Annotated in this window: 15 protein-coding genes; 11 read left to right on the top strand and 4 right to left on the bottom strand. The window is 72.5% G+C overall.

The features are described 5' to 3' along the window. Positions 1-193: 193 nt before the first annotated feature. Positions 194-901, top strand: coding sequence for a PAQR family membrane homeostasis protein TrhA (gene trhA, locus ABD358_RS10520; protein WP_344630644.1), 708 nt, complete (start codon positions 194-196; stop codon positions 899-901). Between the two features lie 69 nt (positions 902-970). Here trhA and ABD358_RS10515 read toward each other — a convergent pair whose 3' ends face one another. Continuing rightward, positions 971-1,852 carry an NAD(P)-dependent oxidoreductase gene (locus tag ABD358_RS10515; protein WP_344630643.1) on the bottom strand — a complete coding sequence of 294 codons (882 nt, stop codon included), beginning with the start codon at positions 1,850-1,852 and terminating at the stop codon, positions 971-973. Between the two features lie 49 nt (positions 1,853-1,901). Between ABD358_RS10515 and ABD358_RS10510 the strand changes: the two genes are divergently transcribed. Then, positions 1,902-2,309: a MerR family transcriptional regulator gene (locus tag ABD358_RS10510; RefSeq protein WP_344630642.1), complete on the top strand. Its 408-nt coding sequence runs from the start codon at positions 1,902-1,904 to the stop codon at positions 2,307-2,309. On the opposite strand, the gene ABD358_RS10505 is transcribed toward ABD358_RS10510, so the two are convergent. Then, entirely contained in the window at positions 2,264-3,925 is a 1,662-nt protein-coding gene (locus ABD358_RS10505; RefSeq protein WP_344630641.1) for an N-acyl-D-amino-acid deacylase family protein, read from the bottom strand. The genes ABD358_RS10510 and ABD358_RS10505 overlap by 46 nt on opposite strands. Before the next feature lie 22 nt (positions 3,926-3,947). After that, positions 3,948-5,240 (bottom strand): amino acid deaminase, encoded by a 1,293-nt coding sequence (locus ABD358_RS10500; protein ID WP_344630640.1) that lies wholly within the window; start codon positions 5,238-5,240, stop codon positions 3,948-3,950. A gap of 226 nt (positions 5,241-5,466) precedes the next feature. Between ABD358_RS10500 and ABD358_RS10495 the strand changes: the two genes are divergently transcribed. Further along, positions 5,467-6,816, top strand: coding sequence for an Nramp family divalent metal transporter (locus ABD358_RS10495; protein ID WP_344630639.1), 1,350 nt, complete (start codon positions 5,467-5,469; stop codon positions 6,814-6,816). A 63-nt stretch (positions 6,817-6,879) separates the two neighbouring features. On the opposite strand, the gene ABD358_RS10490 is transcribed toward ABD358_RS10495, so the two are convergent. Further along, complete coding sequence (locus tag ABD358_RS10490; RefSeq protein WP_425576296.1) at positions 6,880-8,562, bottom strand: chitinase; 1,683 nt, start codon at positions 8,560-8,562, stop codon at positions 6,880-6,882. Positions 8,563-9,224: 662 nt separating this feature from the next. Here ABD358_RS10490 and ABD358_RS10485 point away from each other — a divergent pair. The 8 genes from ABD358_RS10485 (at position 9,225) to ABD358_RS10450 (ending at position 17,575) form a co-directional block, all read left to right on the top strand. After that, positions 9,225-10,103, top strand: coding sequence for a hypothetical protein (locus tag ABD358_RS10485; protein ID WP_344630637.1), 879 nt, complete (start codon positions 9,225-9,227; stop codon positions 10,101-10,103). A 103-nt stretch (positions 10,104-10,206) separates the two neighbouring features. After that, positions 10,207-10,905: a Flp pilus assembly protein CpaB gene (cpaB, locus tag ABD358_RS10480; RefSeq protein WP_344630636.1), complete on the top strand. Its 699-nt coding sequence runs from the start codon at positions 10,207-10,209 to the stop codon at positions 10,903-10,905. Positions 10,906-10,913: 8 nt separating this feature from the next. Continuing rightward, entirely contained in the window at positions 10,914-12,524 is a 1,611-nt protein-coding gene (locus ABD358_RS10475; protein ID WP_344630635.1) for a CpaE/TadZ family protein, read from the top strand. Positions 12,525-12,530: 6 nt separating this feature from the next. Continuing rightward, the gene (locus ABD358_RS10470) at positions 12,531-12,947 is read left to right on the top strand and encodes a TadE family protein (protein ID WP_344630634.1); all 417 of its coding nucleotides are present in this window, start codon (positions 12,531-12,533) and stop codon (positions 12,945-12,947) included. 40 nt (positions 12,948-12,987) lie between these two features. Further along, a complete protein-coding gene (locus ABD358_RS10465) occupies positions 12,988-14,325 on the top strand; it encodes a TadA family conjugal transfer-associated ATPase (RefSeq protein WP_344630633.1) in 1,338 nt (445 codons plus the stop codon). A 36-nt stretch (positions 14,326-14,361) separates the two neighbouring features. Beyond that, positions 14,362-15,300, top strand: a complete 939-nt coding sequence (locus ABD358_RS10460; protein WP_344630632.1) for a type II secretion system F family protein — start codon at positions 14,362-14,364, stop codon at positions 15,298-15,300. Between the two features lie 19 nt (positions 15,301-15,319). Further along, a complete protein-coding gene (locus ABD358_RS10455; RefSeq protein ID WP_344630631.1) occupies positions 15,320-16,204 on the top strand; it encodes a DUF5936 domain-containing protein in 885 nt (294 codons plus the stop codon). Positions 16,205-16,228: 24 nt separating this feature from the next. Continuing rightward, positions 16,229-17,575 carry a sensor histidine kinase gene (locus ABD358_RS10450; RefSeq protein WP_344630630.1) on the top strand — a complete coding sequence of 449 codons (1,347 nt, stop codon included), beginning with the start codon at positions 16,229-16,231 and terminating at the stop codon, positions 17,573-17,575. Positions 17,576-17,598: the final 23 nt, after the last annotated feature.

Genomic DNA, 17,598 nt, shown 5'->3' with positions numbered 1-17,598 from the left:
TATCCGGTTCCGTTGTCCGTATCTCAGGCACGACCCCTTGGGGGCTGCGGCCCGGATGCTGCGGCGTTGCTCATCCGGTGCCGACCACGCTCATTTGATAGTCACCCCTCCGCGGCACTTCTGTCCAGATGGTGAGAAGTGAGCAACGCCACGATGAGCTGTAACCTACGGTCGCGTAGGTACGATGAAGCGTATGACCGCAGCAGTGCCCGATGTGCCACGTGCCGTATCCGAGACCGAATCCGCCCCCGGCCCGTCAGCCCATCCGGCCAAGCCCCGGCTGAGGGGCTGGCTGCACGCCGGGATGTTCCCGGCGGTGCTGGTCTCGGGCCTCTTCCTGACCGCGTTCGCGCAGACGCCCCGCGGCCGGGTCGCCTGCGCGATCTACACCCTGACGGCCTGTCTGCTGTTCGGTGTGAGCGCCCTGTACCACCGCGGCAACTGGGGACCGCGCGCCAACGCGGTCCTCCGCCGCCTGGACCACGCCAACATCTTCCTGATCATCGCGGGCACCTACACGCCGTTCGCGATACTCCTCGTCCCCGGCGGACGCGGCCAGGCGCTGCTCTGGGGCATCTGGGCCGCCGCCCTCGCCGGCATCGCCTTCCGCGTCTTCTGGGTCGGCGCGCCGCGCTGGCTCTACACCCCCTGCTACATCGCGATGGGCTGGGCCGCGGTGTTCTTCCTCCCCGACTTCCTGCGCGCGGGCGGCATCGCCGTGCTGGTGTGCGTGGTCGTCGGCGGCCTGCTCTACAGCGTGGGCGGCGTCGTCTACGGCATCAAGCGGCCCAACCCCTCACCGCGCTGGTTCGGCTTCCACGAGGTCTTCCACTCCCTGACGCTGGCCGCCTTCGCGGTGCACTACGTGGGGATCTCGCTGGTGGCCTACGAGGCCTCCTAGACCGTTCCGTTCGGACCGACCGACCGGCCGGCGCGAACGGAACGGCCCGGGTCCCGGCGTCGGTGTCGGTCAGTCCGCGCGGGGCTTGCCGAACTCCTCGATCAGCACGGGGTACTGCTCCCCGCCGTGTCCGGCGGCGATCGAGCGGTCGGCCATCGCCTTGATCAATCTCGGCAGCTCGGCGTTGACACCCACCGCCTCGCTCTCCTCGATCAGGTGTGCCATGGCCCGCGCGTCGGTCTCCAGGGCCGACACCTCGGCCGGGAAGGAGCCGCTGTCGATCTGCTTGGCGTACCCGGGCAGCCATTCGGCCACCCCGGCCGCGATCCGCCGTGCGAACGGCGCGTACGTCGCGGCGTCGACTCCGGCCGTCCTGAGCAGGGCGGTGCCCTGGAGCCAGGCGTTCAGGACGCTCCACATCATGGCCAGGCCGGCCACGTCGTACAGGGACGCCAGGCCATGGTCCGCACCGAGGTGGGTGACGGTGCCGAGCGCGGCGAGTGTCGACTCGTGCGCCTCGAAGTCCGCCCGTGGTCCGCTGTTCAGGATCACCGCCTCGGCGGTGCCGATTGTCGAGGGAATGGCCATGATGGCGCCGTCGATGTAGTGGGCACCGCGCTGTTCGGCCCACCGGGCGGTCTGCCGGGCCTGAGTCGAGTCGCCCGAGGTCAGGTTGATCAGTGTCGTGCCGTCGAGTTCGACATCGCTCGCGCCGAGCAGCTCGTGCACGGCCCGGTAGTCGGTGACGCAGACGACCGTCAGGGAACTCGCCTTGAGCGCGTCGCCGACCGTCGGCGCCGGCCGCGCGCCCTCGGCCACCAACTGGTCGGCCTTGGAGATCGTACGGTTCCACACGGTTGTGGGATGGCCGGCTCCCAGGAACGCGCCGGCGAGCGCCCGGCCCATCAGCCCGAGCCCGATGACCGTCACGGGTGTATCGGTTCTGTTCATGGCAGCATCGTCGACGTTGATACCGGTGTGAAGGTCAAGCGAGGTTGTCATGCGGATCGGGGAACTGAGTCGTCGGACGGGCGTCAACGCCCATCAGCTGCGCTACTACGAGGCCCAGGGCCTGCTGAACGCGGATCGAGGCGCGAACGGTTACCGCGAGTACGACGAGAGTGCCGTACTGCGGGTGAAGCAGATCCGCCACTTGCTGGGCGCCGGGTTGTCCTCCGAGGACATCGCGTACCTGCTGCCCTGTGCGGTCGGAGAGGCCCCGGAACTGCTGGGGTGTCCCGAATTACTGGCCGCGATGCGGTCACGGCTGCGGCGGCTGGACGACCAGATGGACAGACTCGCCCGATCCCGCGCCGCTCTTGCCGACTACATCGACGCGGCCGAGCAGGTGAGCAGTCGGACCTATCCGCTCTTCGACGGCACCGACCCGGAGCCCGCCCCCGCCTGAGCGGCCCGGGCCCCGGCGCGCCGCACCGAACGGCCCGCCGTCACGCCCGTGCGGCGCCCGTCCTCGACCGCGAACAGGCCGTCGATCAGCACGTGCGGGATGCCCGTCGGCGCGGTGCGCGGCTCGGTGAACGTCGCGCCCGCCGCCACCGTCTCCGGATCGAAGAGCACCAGGTCGGCGCGGTACCCCTCGCGCACCAGCCCCCGGTCCGGCAGCCGCGGCCGGGCGGCGGGCCGCCCGGTCAGGTGCGCCACGCACTCCTCCAGCGACAGCACGCCCGTCTCGCGCACCCAGTGACCGAGGTAGTGCGGGAAGGTGCCGTACGCCCGCGGATGGGGCCGGTCACCGACGAGGATGCCGTCGCTGCCGCCGGTGTGGGCCCGATGCCGCATGATCGCCCGGACGTTCTCCTCGTGTCCGACGTGCTGGAGGACGGTGGTTCCCAACCGGTCCGCCAACAGCAGCCGCCGTGCCACCTCGAACGGCTCCTCGCCGCGCTCGGCCGCCGACCGCGCGACCGTCCGGCCGACGTACTCGGCCAGGGCCGGATCGGCGGTGCCGGAGACCTCCACGGTGTCCCAGTCGACGGGCACCCCGTGGCAGCCGTCCGAACCCTCCACCTCCAGCGCGTGCCGGAGGCGTTCGCACGTCCCGGGGTCCCGCAGCCGGGCGAGGGTGGCCTCCGGACCGCCGACGGATGCCCAACCCGGCAGCAGCGCCGCCAGGGTGGTGCAGCCGGGCAGGTACGGACATCTGTCCAACGTCAGGTCCACACCGTCCGCCGACGCCTCGTCCAACAACGCCAGCAGCTCGGGCGCGCGACCGGCGTTGACGGGGAAGTCGAGGGTGGCGTGCGCCAGGTGCAGCGCGCAGCCCGACTCCCGCGCCACCTCGGCCATCCGCGCGTACGCCTCCAAGGCGCCCGCGCCGTAGGAGCGGTGGTGCGGGCAGTGGTACCCGCCGTGGGCCGCCACCACCCGGCACAGCTCCACCGGTTCGGCGTCGGGGGCGTACATCCCCGGCGCGTACGTCAGGCCGGACGACATCCCCACCGCGCCCTGCTCCAGGCCCTCGGCGACCAGGCGCCGCATGCGCCGCAGCTCGCCGTCCGTGGCGGGCCGGTCCTCCCAGCCGACCACGAGCGCCCGCACCGTGCCGTGGGGGACGAGGTAGGCGGCGTTGACGGCGTTGACGGCGATGCCGCGGTCGAGGCGGTCCAGGTACTCGCCGACGGTCCGCCGGCCGGCGTCGACGTCCCCGCCGTCCCCGTGCCAGCCGGTGATCGCCCGCCGCACCTGCTCCAGCGTGCTCTCGTCCACGGGCGCGTACGAGAGCCCGTCCTGCCCGATCACCTCCAGCGTCACGCCCTGGGCGACCTTCGCCCAGTGGTCGGGATCGCGCAGCAGCGCCAGGTCGCTGTGGGCGTGCATGTCGACGAAACCGGGCGTGAGGGCCAGCCCGTCCGCCTCCACCACGCGCCGTCCGCCGGGGCGGGGCCCGACGTCCCCCTCCCGGTGGACCACCGTGATCCGCCCGCCGTCGATCCCGACGTCGGCCCGGTACGAGGGTCCGCCGGTGCCGTCGACGACGCGCGCGTCACGCAGGACGAGGTCCATGGCGGCTCCCCGGGGCGAGGGGTCAGAAGAACGTGCGGACGAAGTCCGTCACGGTGCCGTCCGGCTCGGTGACCGGGACGAGCTGCCAGCGGTCGAAGACCGTGCACGGGTGCGACAGGCCCAGCGCCACCCAGTCGCCCACCTCCAGGGCAGCGCCCGGCGCGACGGTGACGAACGCGTGCTGGTCCGCCAGCCGCACCACCTCCAGTCCCTCCGCGCCGCGCACCTCCCCCTCCGGGGTGCGGACGGCCACCGGCTGGGGCAGGCCCAGGTCGTAGGAGGCGTCCCGCTTGCCCGCGTTGAGGAACGCCAGATGCGGCTCGGGCCGGGAGACGACCTGGGTCCACAGCCGGAACGCGGGCAGCAGCGACCCGCCGCCGGGCATCCGGTTGAACGGCGTCAGCCGGCGGTAGTGGCCGTCGTCGTGCGAGACGTACGCGCCCGAGCGCAGCAGCCGCAGCACCGGCCGGGAGAGCTCGGGCAGGGCCGCGAACTCCTCGGCCACCACGTCGAACCACGCGCTGCCGCCCGCGCTCACCACGATCTCCTCGTCCGGCCCGAGCGCGGCGAAGCGGCCCGCCGCGTCCAGCTCGGCGGCCAGCGCGGTCAGCGAGCGCAGCCACGCCCGCACCCGGCCGGCGTCGGCGTCCGGCACCTCGCCCTCGTAACCGGCGACCCCGACCAGCCGCAGCGCCGGCACGGCCGCCACCGCGTCCGCCACCCGCGCCGCCTCCGCGGCCGTGCGGACGCCGGTGCGTCCGCCGGGCACGCCGAGCTCGACCACGACGTCGAGGGGACGGACGGGGGCCGGGGAGGCCAGCGCCGCGCCCATCAGCTCCACGCCGCGCACCGAGTCCACGTAGCAGACGAACCGGACCCCGGGGTCCGCCGCCTGCTCGGCGGCCGTCCAGCGCAGCGCGGCGGCGTCCACCACCTCGTTGGCCAGGAAGATCCTCCGGACGCCGAAGGCCCGGTAGACGCGGGCGTGCCAGGGCACGGCCGCCGTGATGCCCCACGCGCCCAGGGCGAGCTGGCGGGCGAAGAGCGCGGGCGCCATCGAGGTCTTGCCGTGCGGGGCGAAGGCCAGGCCGTGGCGGGCGCAGAAGTCGCCGAGCTGCCGCAGGTTGTGCTCCAGGGCGCCGGCCGACAGCGTCAGCACCGGGGTGGTGAAGCCGCCGGTGAACACCGAGCGCCGCTGGGCGGCGAGCGCGCCCACGGTCAGCCCGGCCGCGTCCGGCGGCAGGCCCTTGAACCGGTGGTCGACGACCTCCCCGGCGAGCCGGGCGACGGGCTCGGGAACGTGTTCGGCGGCCATGGGAACTCCGACTCCGTGGTGGGCGCGGCGGCCCCGGCGCCGAGCCGGGGTCCGCAGGTGTCTAGCACCCCGGCCGGAGCCCGGTCAACGGAACACCGGGGCGGCCGCCGGCCCGGTGTGCCGCCGGAGCCATTCCCGGCGCCGCGGCGGGTAGGTCCTCTTGTGCCGGCCGGCGGCGCGCTGTTGGATGCGCCACGCCGATCACGGGACGACACGGAGGTCGCACATGGCCGCTGAGGGCGGGACGGACGGGAAGGCCCCCGGAGGGAGCGGGGCGGGACGGGAGGACGCGGCGGTCGCCGGCGCGGCGCCGCCCGCCCGCGGGACGAGCTGGAAGCTCATCGGACCCGGCATCGTGGTCGCGGCCACCGGTGTCGGCGCCGGGGACCTGGTGGCGACCCTGCTGGCGGGGAGCGAGTTCGGCTACACGCTCATGTGGGCGGCCGTCATCGGCTGCCTGGTGAAGATCTCGCTCGCCGAGGCGACCGGCCGCTGGCACCTGGCCACCGGCCGGACCCTCCTCGACGGCTGGCGCGGCCTGGGCGCGTGGACCACGGTCTACTTCGCGGTGTACGTCGTCCTGTGGGGCTTCGTCTACGGGGCGACCGCCATGTCCTCCAGCGCGCTGCCGCTCGCGGCGCTCTTCCCCGGCACGCTGTCCCTGCGGGCCTGGGCGATCCTGTGCGGGCTGGCGGGCCTGGCGTTCGTCTGGTTCAACCGGTACGCGATCGTCGAGAAGATCATGATGGTCTTCGTCGGCGTGATGTTCGCGGTCGTCGTCTACGTGGCGATCCGCGTCACGCCCCGCCTCGGCGACGCCTTCGCCGGGCTGCTGCCCGTCCTGCCCGACGGCTCGCTGTTCTACACGCTCGGGCTGATCGGCGGGGTCGGCGGGACGATCACGATGGCCGCGTACGGCTACTGGGTCAACGCCAAGGGCTGGACCGACAGCGGCTGGATCCCGATGATGCGGCTCGACAACCGGGTCGCGTACGCCACCACCGGGATCTTCGTGGTGGCGATGCTGATCGTCGGCGCCGAGCTGCTGCACTCCGCGAACCTCGCCCTCGCCTCCGGCGACCGGGGCCTGCTGGACCTGAGCGGGATCCTGGAGGACCGCTTCGGGGCCGTCACCGCGAACCTCTTCCTGGTCGGCTTCTTCGCCGCGTCCTTCTCCTCGGTGGTGGGCGTCTGGCACGGCGTCAGCCTGCTGTTCGCCGACTTCGTGGAGCGCACCCGCGCCGCCCGGGCGCAGGGCACCGGCGGCGAGCCGCCCGTCCTGGAGGTCGCCCGCGGGCAGCGCGAGCGGTCCTGGCCGTTCCGCGGCTACCTGCTGTGGCTGACGTTCCCGCCGATGACCCTGCTGTGGCTGGACAAGCCCTTCGGCCTGGTCGTCGCCTACGGCGTCCTGGGCGCCTTCTTCATGCCGTTCCTCGCCGCGACCCTGCTGTGGCTGCTCAACTCCGACCGCACCCCGCGCGAGTGGCGCAACGGCGCGCTGAGCAACACCGTGCTGACGGTGGCGGGGCTGCTCTTCGTGGTCCTGTGCGTCCACGAGCTGTACGAGCTGCTCTGAGCGCGGCGCGGGCCCGGCGGGGGAGGGGTTCCCCCGCCGGGCCCGCGCCGCGGCCCGGCCGCCTCAGGGCAGCGCGTGGACGTGCGGGCCGACCGTGTCCGACCACCGGTTGCCGTTGAGGGCGTCCCAGTTGGTGGACCAGGTCATGGCGCCGCGGATGCCCGGGTAGGTCTTCGCGGGCTTGAACGAGCCGCAGTTCGTGCCCCTGGCCAGGCAGTCCAGGGCGGCGTTCACCACGGACGGGTCGACGTACCCCGAGCCCGCGCCCCGGGTGGAGGCGGGGGTGCCGAGCCCCACCTGGGACGGGTCGAGGCCGCCTTCGAGCTGGATGCAGGCGAGCGCGGTGAGGAAGTCGACCGAGCCCTGCGAGTACACCCTGCCGTCGCAGCCCAGCATCGACCCGCTGTTGTAGTACTGCATGTTGACGACCGTGAGGATGTCCTTCAGGTTCAGCGCCAGCTTGAAGTACTCCGTCGACGTGGACTGCATGTCGATCGTCTGCGGCGCCATGGTGAGCACCATCCCCGGCCCGGCCTTCTCCGACAGCGAGCGCAGCGCCTGGGTGAGCCAGGTGGAGTTGATGCCGTGCTCCAGGTCGATGTCCACCCCGTCGAACCCGTACTCCTCCATCAGCCGGTGGGCGCTGTCGGCGAAGCGCGCGGCGGAGGCGGAGTCGTTGACGACGACGTTGCCCTTCTCGCCGCCGACCGAGATGATCACCTTCTTGCCGTCGGCCTGCTTGGCGGCGATGTCGTCCTTGAACTCCTGGACCGAGCCGTAGCCGAGGGCCGGGTCGAGGTTGAAGGTGATCTCGCCGGGCCTGGCCGTGGAGTCGGCGAAGGAGACGGCGATGATGTCGTACCGGTCCTGGACGTCGCGGAGCTTCTGCACCCGCGCGCCGTTGTCGAAGTTCTGCCAGTAGCCCGTCACGGCGTGCTTGGGCACACCCGCGCCGGGGCTGCCGCCGCCGTCCTCGCCGCGGGTCCTGCCGGTGACGGGGGCGGACCGCGCCGACTCGCCGGCGCCGTTGACCGCGCTGACGGCGAACTCGTAGGAGGTGGCGGGCCGCAGCCCGGTCACGGTCGCCGAGGTGCCCTGGACGGACTGGACCCTCTGCCCGTCCCGGTAGACGTGGTAGCCGGTGGCGCCGGCGACGGTGTTCCAGTTGAGGGTGACCGAGGAGGACGTGGCCGAGCCGACCGTGAGCCCGCCCGGCGCGGCCGGGGGCTCGGGGTCGGGGTCGCCCGGTCCGCCGTCCCCGCCGGGCCCGGTGAGGGAGACGTCGTCGGCCAGGTAGGCGCTCTGGCCGTACCAGCCGTGGGTGTGGACGGTGACCGAGGTGGTGTTCGGGCCGGTGGTGAAGGACGTGCTCAGCTGCTGCCAGCCGGATCCGCCCGGGGTCCAGGTGGAGACGTCGGTGGTGCCGGTGCCGGACGCGCCGAGATAGACGTAGGAGCCCTGCACCCAGGCGCTCAGCCGGTACTCGGAGCCCGGCCGGACGGCCACGGTCTGGGAGCAGCGGGCGTTGTCGGCGGCGGTGGGCGTGGCCTTCAGGGCGGACGCGCCGCTGCGCACCGGGGAGCCGACGGCCGTGCCGCTGCCCGCGGAGCAGGTCCAGCCGCTCAGGCCGGACTCGAAGCCGGGGTTCCTCAGCAGGTTCGGCTCGGCGGCTCCGGCGCTGCCGGCCGTCCCGCCGAACGCCACCGTGCCGGCCGCGACCGCGGCCGCGCCGAGCACTGCGGCGATCCGTGTGCGGATCCGGCCCCGGCGTCCTCGTCCGGCCCGTCCGGCTCTCCCGTCCCTGCGGACTCTTCGCGTCGTGCCTTCCACTACTGCCTCCGTGCGTTGGGGGGTGGGCGCGCGTGGGGAGACGGTGGCCACCGTATGGGCCGGAAGAATGGTTCAGACCAATGGGGATGTCAAGGGGCGCGGAAGGCTGCGCGCGGGCACGGGGCGGGGCGGGGGCGGGGTGCGTGGGCCCCTGGACCCAAGGGCGGGTCCGAAGGGCCGTCCGGTGACGGAAAGTGGCGGATTCCGGGGGCGGGCCGGCGGTACGGCCCGGTGCCGCACCGGGGACCTGGATTTTCGTCCGGGGAGGGTCGGAGCCGGGGATGATCGACGTGACCGACCGTATAAATTCACGGTTCAACTTTTTTCCGTCCGGCGGGAGAGCCGCGAAAAAGGATCTTCGCGGAATTCCCCGGGATCCCTCGCCGGGGGAGCGTGAAGTGGCCGCTCCGCGCGGCATTCTGTCGCCCTATGTCCACCTTTGCCGGGCGCGAGCCGCAGGAGCGCCCCCACCGCTTCCCAATGAGTATTCTCTGCCGCTTAAGGCGTGGATAAGCTGCTGAGTTGACGGGTCGTTGCAGGGCTCGGCAAACCGAAGCAGTTTTGAACGGGGAACTCGGATGCCCACCGTGATAGCTGTCACCAGTGCCGATCTGGTGCTGCCGCCGCCGGACGAGCACACGCCGACAGCGCATGTGCTCTCCTCTCCCGACCAACAGCCGCTGGACGCCGCCCTCGCCGAGATGCAACTCCTCACGGAGCAGCACGGCTACGTCGTCGTGCTGTACCCCTCGTCCACCCCGGCCTCCTTAGTACGGCGGCTGCACACCGTCCGCTCGATGCTGGAGAGCGACCGCATCGCCCTGCTGGAGACGGACCTGCCGCCGCTGGCGACCGCCATCCTGGTCCTCCAGCTGCGCCGGCTCTCGGTCTGCGGGTTCAGCCCCGGCGTCCTCGGCGCCACCGCGCGCCTGCTGGCGCACTACATCTACGCCGGGGCCCTGCTGAACTCCGTCACCAGGCTCGACCACGTCCCGGTCGGCCTCAAGTCGCACGCCAAGTCGTGGGTGCCCGGCTCCCAGTTCGGAGTGCTCGCCGCCCCCGCGCCCCGGCTGATCAGGATCGGCGGCACCGACACGCTGCCCGGCCCGGAGTTCCCCACCCGGCTCCTCTGCGCCCCCGGCCGGCTCGCCTCGGACTGGGTGACCGGCACGCTCGCCCCGCAGTGGCGGGTGACGGGAGTGGACGAGGCCCGCCTCCCGGAGGACTCGCCGCGCTGGTGGGGCACCGGCAAGCTGATCGAGTTCGCCGCGGCCATCCCGGAGATCTCCGTCCTGTACCAGCTCGTCGGCTCGGTACGGCGCGACGAGTGCCGCTGGTGCGGCCTCGAACTGATAGGTGACCGCTGCGTGTTCTGCTCCTCGCCGGTGATGCCCCCGGAGCACCCGGACACTCCCGCCGCCGACCGGGAGGCATCCGCGTCCGGCCGGGCGCACTGAGGTGCGCCGCCACGGGAGGCACACCCGAAGCCCGTGGTCAGGCCGCGCGCGGCCCGCACGACCCGCTCAACGCCAACGTCTCCGAACGAGGTAGTCCGCAACCATGAACTCACGCCAGCGCCGCGGCGTCATCCTCCTGCTGCTGTCCGTCCTGTGCGCCCTCGGCGCCTTCGCGGGCGTCCTGTCGGTGATCAGCGACGTGGAGTCGAAGGTCGGCCCGGAGGTCACGGCATACCGGCTGGCGAAGGAAGTGCCGGCCTACCGCGCCCTGGACGAGAGCGTGGTGGAGAAGGTGCGGATACCGAAGCGCTGGCTGCCTCCCACCGCGGTCACCGACCCCGGCGAGTTCACCGGCAAGATCGCGACGAACCCGCTGAAGAAGGGGTCGCTGCTCCAGACCGACATGGTGACCGACCAGCCCGAACTCCGTGAGGGCGAGCAGGAGATCGCCATCATGATCGACGCGGCCACCGGCGTCGCGGGCAAGATCAGGCCCGGCTCCTCGGTCAACATCTACGCGACCTTCCGGGACAGGAAGGAGAACGAGATCTCCCGTGTGATCGTCAGCAACGCCCGTGTCATCGACGTCGGGGAACTCACCCCCATCACCAAGGAGGGCGACGGCATCGACCGGGAGTCCGAGGCGGTGCCGATCACCTTCGCGCTCAACACGCTCGACGCCCAGCGCGTGGCCTTCGCCGAGTCCTTCGCCGTCAACGTCCGGCTGGCCCTCGTCGCACCCGGGAGCGACGCAGCCATTCCCGAGGAAGAACGCACCTACACCCTCGTCGGAGACAGGTGAGGCAACGGATGGTCACACGAATCCTCCCGGCCGTCGGCGACGCCGACGCGGCCCGGTCCGTCTCCACGCTGCTGAGCCAGCTCCCCGACAGCGAGCCGGCCCAGCCGGTCGGCGACTCCACCGTGCTCCTGGACACCCTCGCGGCGCTCGCCGGCGAGTCGGTGGGCGACCTCCCCGAGGTCGTGCTCGTCCACGAGCGGATCGGGCCGGTCCCCGCGCTGGAGCTGATCCGGGAGGTCGCGCTGCGCTTCCCGGCGGTCGGGGTGATCCTGATCACCGCGGACACCGGCCCCGGACTGTACTCGGCGGCCATGGACTCCGGCGCGCGCGGACTGGTCGGCCTGCCGCTGTCGTACGACGAACTCTCGGCCCGGATATCCGCCGTGTCCACGTGGGCGGCGGGCGTCCGGCGCCACCTGGGCTCCGGCGGCGACGCCCCCACCGGCCCCGGAGGGACCGTGGTGACGTTCACCGGCGCCAAGGGCGGCGTGGGCACCACCCTCGTCGCCGTACAGGTGGCGCTGGCCGCCCGCGCCTCGGGCAGGAGCGTGGCCCTGGTCGACATGGACCTCCAGGCGGGCGACGTGGCCTCGTACCTCGACGTCCAGTTCCGCCGCTCGATCGCCGACCTGGCGGGCATCAGCGACATCTCGCCGCGCGTGCTCCAGGACGCCGTCTTCACCCACCCCACCGGACTGGGACTGCTGCTCGCGCCCGGCGAGGGGGAACGCGGCGAGGAGGTCGACGACCGCACGGCCCGCCAGGTGGTCAGCGCCCTGCGGTCGCGCTACGAGGTTGTGGTGGTCGACTGCGGCACGCAGATGAACGGCGCGAACGCCGCCGTCGTCGAGATGGCCGACACGGCCGTCCTGATCACCACGCCCGACGTGGTGTCCGTCCGCGCGGCCAAACGGATGGTGCGGCTGTGGGACCGGCTGCAGATCCGCAAGGCGGAGGAGGTGGTCGCGGTCGTCAACCGCGCCACCCGCAACACCGAGATCCAGCCGCCGCTGGTCGAGCGGGTCGTGGGCACCAGGGTCGCCCGCAGCGCGATCCCGCCCAACTTCAAGGAACTGCAGGGATCCGTCGACGCCGGCCGCGTGCAGGACCTCGACAGCCGCAGCACCGTCAAACAGGCGATGTGGGGCCTGGCCGGCGAGCTCGGCCTGGTCGACGCCGCCCGGCAGCAGACGGGCAGGGGCGGCAGGGGAGGCCGGTACGGGGACCGGGGATCACTGGTCTTCCGGCGCCGCCGCGGCGACGCCGGCCAGGTCTCGGTCGAGTTCGCCGGCATCCTGCCGCTGATCCTGGTCGTCCTGGTGCTGCTGTGGCAGTGCGCACTGCTCGGCTACACCTACACCCTCGCGGGGAACGCCGCGGACGAGGCGGCCCGCGCGGGCGCGGTCGCCGACTCCGGGGAACGCGGGGCGCGGTGCGAGGAGGCGGCAAAGGAGGACCTCCCGCAGAGCTGGCGGGCCGGGGCCGCCACCGCCTGCCGCACCGAGTCGGGCCTGGTGAAGGCCGAGGTCGACCTGAAGGTCCCCGTGCTCTTCCCCGGCAGCGTCGATTTCCCGTTCACGGTCTCCGGCTCCGCCGGAGCGGCGGAGGAGGAGGACTGAGGGGCCATGCGAACACCCGGGGGAGCGGAAGGCGTCCCGCAGACGGCGGGCACCGCGGGCGGACGTCCGCGGGCACGGGACGGGGGGCAGGTCTTGGTCGAGTTCGCCGGTTTCCTGCCCGTCCTGCTCGTCCTCGCCTTCGCCGTGGTGCAGCTCGGCGTCGCCGCCTACACGGCGCAGCAGGCCGGCACGGCCGCGCGCGCCGCGGCCCGGATGGCCACACAGGACCGGCCCGGCATGTCCTACGAGCGGGCGGGCCGCGAGGCGATGAGCGACTGGCTCGCCGACGGAGCCGCCTTCCGGATCGACCGGGTGGCCGACGAGGTGACCGTCACCGCCCGGGTGACCATCCCGTCGGTGATCCCGGGCATCGACGACTTCGGCGAGGCGGAGAAGAGGACGACCATGCCCCACGACGACTGACCGGCGGCATCACCACCCGTTCCACCTGGAGGAGTCGGACATGAGCCTGAGGGCGCGCATCAACGCTCCCGAGGCGCCCCATGGGCAGCAGGAGGAGAGCCACCTCGTCGCGGTGTACCGCGCCAAGCTCCTGGAGGAGATCGACCTCGCGGAGATGTCCTCGCTGGCCGCGGCCGAACGGCGCATCCGGCTGGAGCGCGTGCTCGGGCACATCATCAGCCGCGAGGGCCCGGTCCTGTCCACGCACGAACGCGCGATGCTCATCCGCCGCGTCGTGGACGAGGCGCTGGGCCTGGGCATCCTCGAACCGCTCCTGGAGGACGCCTCCATCACCGAGATCATGGTGAACGGCCCCGACCAGGTCTTCGTGGAGCGCGCCGGCCGGGTCGAGCTGCTGCCCATCCGCTTCAGCTCGCACGAGCAGCTCATGCAGACCATCGAGCGGATCGTCTCCACGGTCAACCGCCGCGTGGACGAGTCGAACCCGATGGTCGACGCGCGCCTCCCCTCCGGCGAGCGCGTGAACGTCATCATCCCGCCGCTCTCGCTCACCGGCGCCACCCTCACGATCCGCCGCTTCCCCCGCGCCTTCACCCTCCACGAGATGATCGGCCTGGGGTCGCTCGACGAGCAGATGCTCATGCTGCTGTCGGGACTGGTGCGGGCCAAGTTCAACGTGATCGTCTCCGGAGCGACCGGCTCCGGGAAGACCACACTGCTCAACGCCCTGTCCGGGCTGATCCCGGAGGGCGAGCGCATCATCACGATCGAGGACGCCGCCGAGCTCCAGCTCCAGCAGAACCACGTCATCAGCCTGGAGAGCCGCCCCGCCAACGTCGAGGGCAAGGGCCGGATCACCATCCGCGACCTGGTCCGCAACTCCCTGCGCATGCGCCCCGACCGCATCATCGTCGGCGAGGTCCGCGGCGGGGAGACCCTCGACATGCTCCAGGCGATGTCCACGGGCCACGACGGCTCGCTCGCGACCGTGCACGCCAACAACGCCGAGGACGCGCTGATGCGCCTCCAGACGCTGGCCTCCATGTCCGAGGTCAAGGTCCCCTACGAGGCGCTCAGGGACCAGATCAACAGCGCGGTGGACTGCATCGTGCAGCTCTCCCGGTTCGCGGACGGCTCCCGCAGGATCAGCGAGATCGCCATCCTCGACTCGCACGGGCGCGAGGAGTACCGCATCGTGACCGTCTGCCGCTTCGCGGCCCGGCCCATGGGCGCGGACGGCGTCGTGCACGGCGCGTTCGAGTACCACCCGCTTCCGCGCCGGGTCGCCGATCGGCTCCGCATGGCGAACGAGCCGATCCCGCCCGCCTTCGGCGTCGCCGACTCCGAGGAACAACTGGCCGCCCGGGAAGCCAAGTAGGACGCCCGGCCCCTGCGAAGAAGGCACACGACTGACATGGACAATCTCACGCTGCTGACGACAGGCGCCACGCTGCTCGCCTGCGTGCTCGCGGTCATGGGCGTGCATGCCTACGCCTCGGGGAGGGCCCAGCGCCAGGCCCTGGTGGACCGCCTCTCGCAGACCGGCCGGACGCACGCCGCCGGCCGGCGGCGCCGGTTCCGCGGCCTGGACCGGCGGCTGCGCAGGACCGGCATCGGCAGGAGGATCGAGTCCAAGCTGGCCACCACCGGCCTCGACCTGACGCCCGGCGAGTTCTTCGTCTACATGGTCGCCGGTGTGGCGGTCCTGTGGTTCGCCGCCCAGGCGGTCTTCGCCTCGTTCTTCGGCCCCATCGCGGGTCTCCTCGGCATCTGGGCGGCCGTCGGCTTCCTCAACTGGCAGCGCAACAGGAGGATCGAGAAGTTCATCAACCAGCTCCCCGAACTCTCCCGCATCCTCGCCAACGCCACCCAGGCGGGGCTGGCGCTGCGCACCGCCCTGAGCATGGCGGCCGAGGAACTGGAGGCGCCGGCGGGCGAGGAACTGGGCCGGGTCGCCGACCGGCTGGCCGTCGGGCACTCCGTCGACGACGCCCTCGGCGAACTCGCCGACCGGCTGCCCTCCCGCGAGCTGGTCGTCCTCGTCACCACCCTGGTCCTCTCCAACCGCGCGGGCGGTACGCTCGTCGGCTCCCTCCGCAACCTCACCGAGACGCTGGAGGAGCGCAAGGAGACCCGGCGCGAGGTCAAGACCCAGCTCTCCCAGGTCAACATGACCGCCTACGCCGTTCCCGCGATGGGGCTGGGGGCGCTGCTCCTCATGGACCGGGTCATGCCCGGCGCCATCGAGCGCATGACGTCGGCGTTCCTCGGCCAGACCGCGGTCGTCGTCGCCCTGGTGCTGTACGGGGTCGGTGTGTTCGTCATCCGCCGCCTGTCCAAGATCGACGTCTGAGGAAGGTGCGCACACCGCCATGGGACTGCTGCTCGCGTTCGTGATCGGCCTCTGCGTTTACGGCGCCTTCACCGGCGTCCGGCTCTACCGCGCCGAGGCCAAGCTCCCCGGCGACCTCGCCGTGGCCCTGGAGGTCGGCGCCACCCGCACCAGCGCGGTGGGCTCGGCCGTCGACCGGCTCGGCATGCGCTACGCGCCCGCGGTGCTGCGCATGATGGGACCGAAGCGGGTCAACAAGGTCCGCCGCCGGATCGACCTCGCCGGCAACCCCGGGGGACTCACGCTCGACCGCTACGCGGCGCGCCGTGCCGTCTACGGATTCCTCGGGGCGCTCGGAGCCTTCGCGATGATCCTGCGGGGCCAGCCCTTCCTGGCCCTGTTCATGGTCGCCTTCGGCCTGTTCTGGGTCGAGGTCGGCCTCTACGCGGCCATCCGCCAGCGCAGGGACCAGATCGAACGGACCCTCCCCGACTTCCTCGACGTCCTCGCCGTCGTGGTGAGCGCGGGACTGGGCTTCCGCGAGGCACTCGACCGCGTCGCGGACAAGTACGAGGGACCCTGGGCCGACGAACTGCGCATCACCCTGCGCCAGATGGACATGGGCGTCAGCCGCCGCCAGGCGTTCGAGGAACTGCGCAGGCGGAACGACTCCGAGCAGGTCGCCCAGTTCGTCACCGCGCTCCAGCAGGGCGAGGAACTGGGTTCCCCCATCGTCGACACCCTGATCCAGATCGCCAACGACATGCGCCGCACCGACGCGCAGAACGCGCGCCGCCGCGCGGCGAAGGCCGTGCCGAAGGCCACCCTCGCCATCACCTCGATCATGGTCCCGGCCACGATGATCCTTCTCGTGGCGACCTTCGTCTACGGAGCCAACGCCGACTTCAGCTCGATCGGAGGCTGACGTGTGCACGGGAATGTCAGGCCCATGATCCCCCGACCCGGCATCCTCCGAGGCGGTCCGGCCGGAGATCCGCGCACCGGACCGGGAACGGGCGCCGCCCCCGGGGGCGTGCCCGCACTCGCCCTCCAGGTCAACGCCCTGCAGGCACTCGGCCGCCAGGTCTTCGGGTTCCGGATGGCGATGATCGCCATCGCCTCGCCGATCGCTCTCGCCGCCACCGCGCCCGGCACGCCCACCTACCTGGTCGGCGCGGCCGTCCTGGTCACCTTCATGGGCTCCTACGTCCTCTTCCGCGACTGGGAGCGCTTCGGTCCGCTGCTCCTGAGACACCCCACCCTGCTCGCCGTCGACATGCTCTTCGGCGCCCTGCTGCTGGTCACCGCCTCGCCCGAATCGACGCTCGCCTACGTCACCATCTGCACCCCGCTGCTGGCGGGGCTGGCGTACGGCGGCCGCGGCGCGGGCGTCTTCGCGTCCCTCCAGTCCCTGATCGTCGTCGTCGTCCACGTGGCCGACGCCGGACCGGAGACCGCGGCCGGCGACGCCCTGCTGCTCCCCGGCTTCTGCGTCCTGGCGGGGGCGATGGGCATCACCCTCCGCAACCTCATGCTCCGGTTCGGCGCGGCCAGCCAGGCCCTCACCGAGACACGCGCCCGGCTGGCCGTCACCGAGGCGGTCGAGGACGAGCGGGCACGGCTGGCACGCGAGATGCACGACTCCGTCGCCAAGACCCTCCACGGCCTCGCCCTGGCGGCGGACGGCCTGGCCGCGTCCGCCGACCGCCTGGACCCCGAAACCCTCAGACGGCAGGCCGGGCTCGTCGCCCGTTCGGCACGGCGCGCCGCGGTGGAGTCCCGCGAGCTGCTGTCCGACCTCCGCCGCGAGTCGGGCCTGGACGGCGGGGTGGACATCGTCGGCGAACTCTCCGCCCGGACGGCGGACTTCGCACGCCGGTCAGGGGTGAAGGCCGCCTTCCGCCTGCTGGACGGTGTGCCCGTACCGCCGATTCCGCAGGCCGTGGCCAGGCAGGCGCTCACCATCGTCTCCGAGGCGATGGAGAACGCCCGCCGGCACGCCGAGCCCACCCGTGTCGACGTCTCGGCCGGGGTCGTCGACGACGCGCTGCGGATCAGCGTCTACGACGACGGCCGCGGCCTGCCCTCGGGCACCGACCTGGAACAGCTGAGACAGGCGGGGCACTTCGGCCTCGTCGGAATGGTGGAGCGCGCCGCGGGAATCGGCGCGCGCATCCGCATCGGCAGGGGGCGGGCGCCCACCGGCACCGAGGTGCGCCTCGACCTGCCACTGGCCGCCCTGCTGCCGGAGGGCCTGGCGGCCATCGCACAGCAATACCGGTACATCCGCTCCTGACGCACGCTTTCCGCCCCACACCC

This window comes from Streptomyces glaucosporus (assembly GCF_039533345.1).
GTDB classification, from domain to species: Bacteria; Actinomycetota; Actinomycetes; order Streptomycetales; family Streptomycetaceae; genus Streptomyces; species Streptomyces glaucosporus.
Note: the sequence above shows the minus strand (reverse complement) of the source record. Positions and strands in the feature narration are given on the sequence as shown.

Coding starts and splice junctions, on each gene's coding strand:
- trhA (WP_344630644.1), top strand. CDS start 194: ATGACCGCAGCAGTGCCCGATGTGCCACGTGCCGTATCCGAGACCGAA.
- ABD358_RS10515 (WP_344630643.1), bottom strand. CDS start 1,852: ATGAACAGAACCGATACACCCGTGACGGTCATCGGGCTCGGGCTGATG.
- ABD358_RS10510 (WP_344630642.1), top strand. CDS start 1,902: ATGCGGATCGGGGAACTGAGTCGTCGGACGGGCGTCAACGCCCATCAG.
- ABD358_RS10505 (WP_344630641.1), bottom strand. CDS start 3,925: ATGGACCTCGTCCTGCGTGACGCGCGCGTCGTCGACGGCACCGGCGGA.
- ABD358_RS10500 (WP_344630640.1), bottom strand. CDS start 5,240: ATGGCCGCCGAACACGTTCCCGAGCCCGTCGCCCGGCTCGCCGGGGAG.
- ABD358_RS10495 (WP_344630639.1), top strand. CDS start 5,467: ATGGCCGCTGAGGGCGGGACGGACGGGAAGGCCCCCGGAGGGAGCGGG.
- ABD358_RS10485 (WP_344630637.1), top strand. CDS start 9,225: ATGCCCACCGTGATAGCTGTCACCAGTGCCGATCTGGTGCTGCCGCCG.
- cpaB (WP_344630636.1), top strand. CDS start 10,207: ATGAACTCACGCCAGCGCCGCGGCGTCATCCTCCTGCTGCTGTCCGTC.
- ABD358_RS10475 (WP_344630635.1), top strand. CDS start 10,914: ATGGTCACACGAATCCTCCCGGCCGTCGGCGACGCCGACGCGGCCCGG.
- ABD358_RS10470 (WP_344630634.1), top strand. CDS start 12,531: ATGCGAACACCCGGGGGAGCGGAAGGCGTCCCGCAGACGGCGGGCACC.
- ABD358_RS10465 (WP_344630633.1), top strand. CDS start 12,988: ATGAGCCTGAGGGCGCGCATCAACGCTCCCGAGGCGCCCCATGGGCAG.
- ABD358_RS10460 (WP_344630632.1), top strand. CDS start 14,362: ATGGACAATCTCACGCTGCTGACGACAGGCGCCACGCTGCTCGCCTGC.
- ABD358_RS10455 (WP_344630631.1), top strand. CDS start 15,320: ATGGGACTGCTGCTCGCGTTCGTGATCGGCCTCTGCGTTTACGGCGCC.
- ABD358_RS10450 (WP_344630630.1), top strand. CDS start 16,229: ATGATCCCCCGACCCGGCATCCTCCGAGGCGGTCCGGCCGGAGATCCG.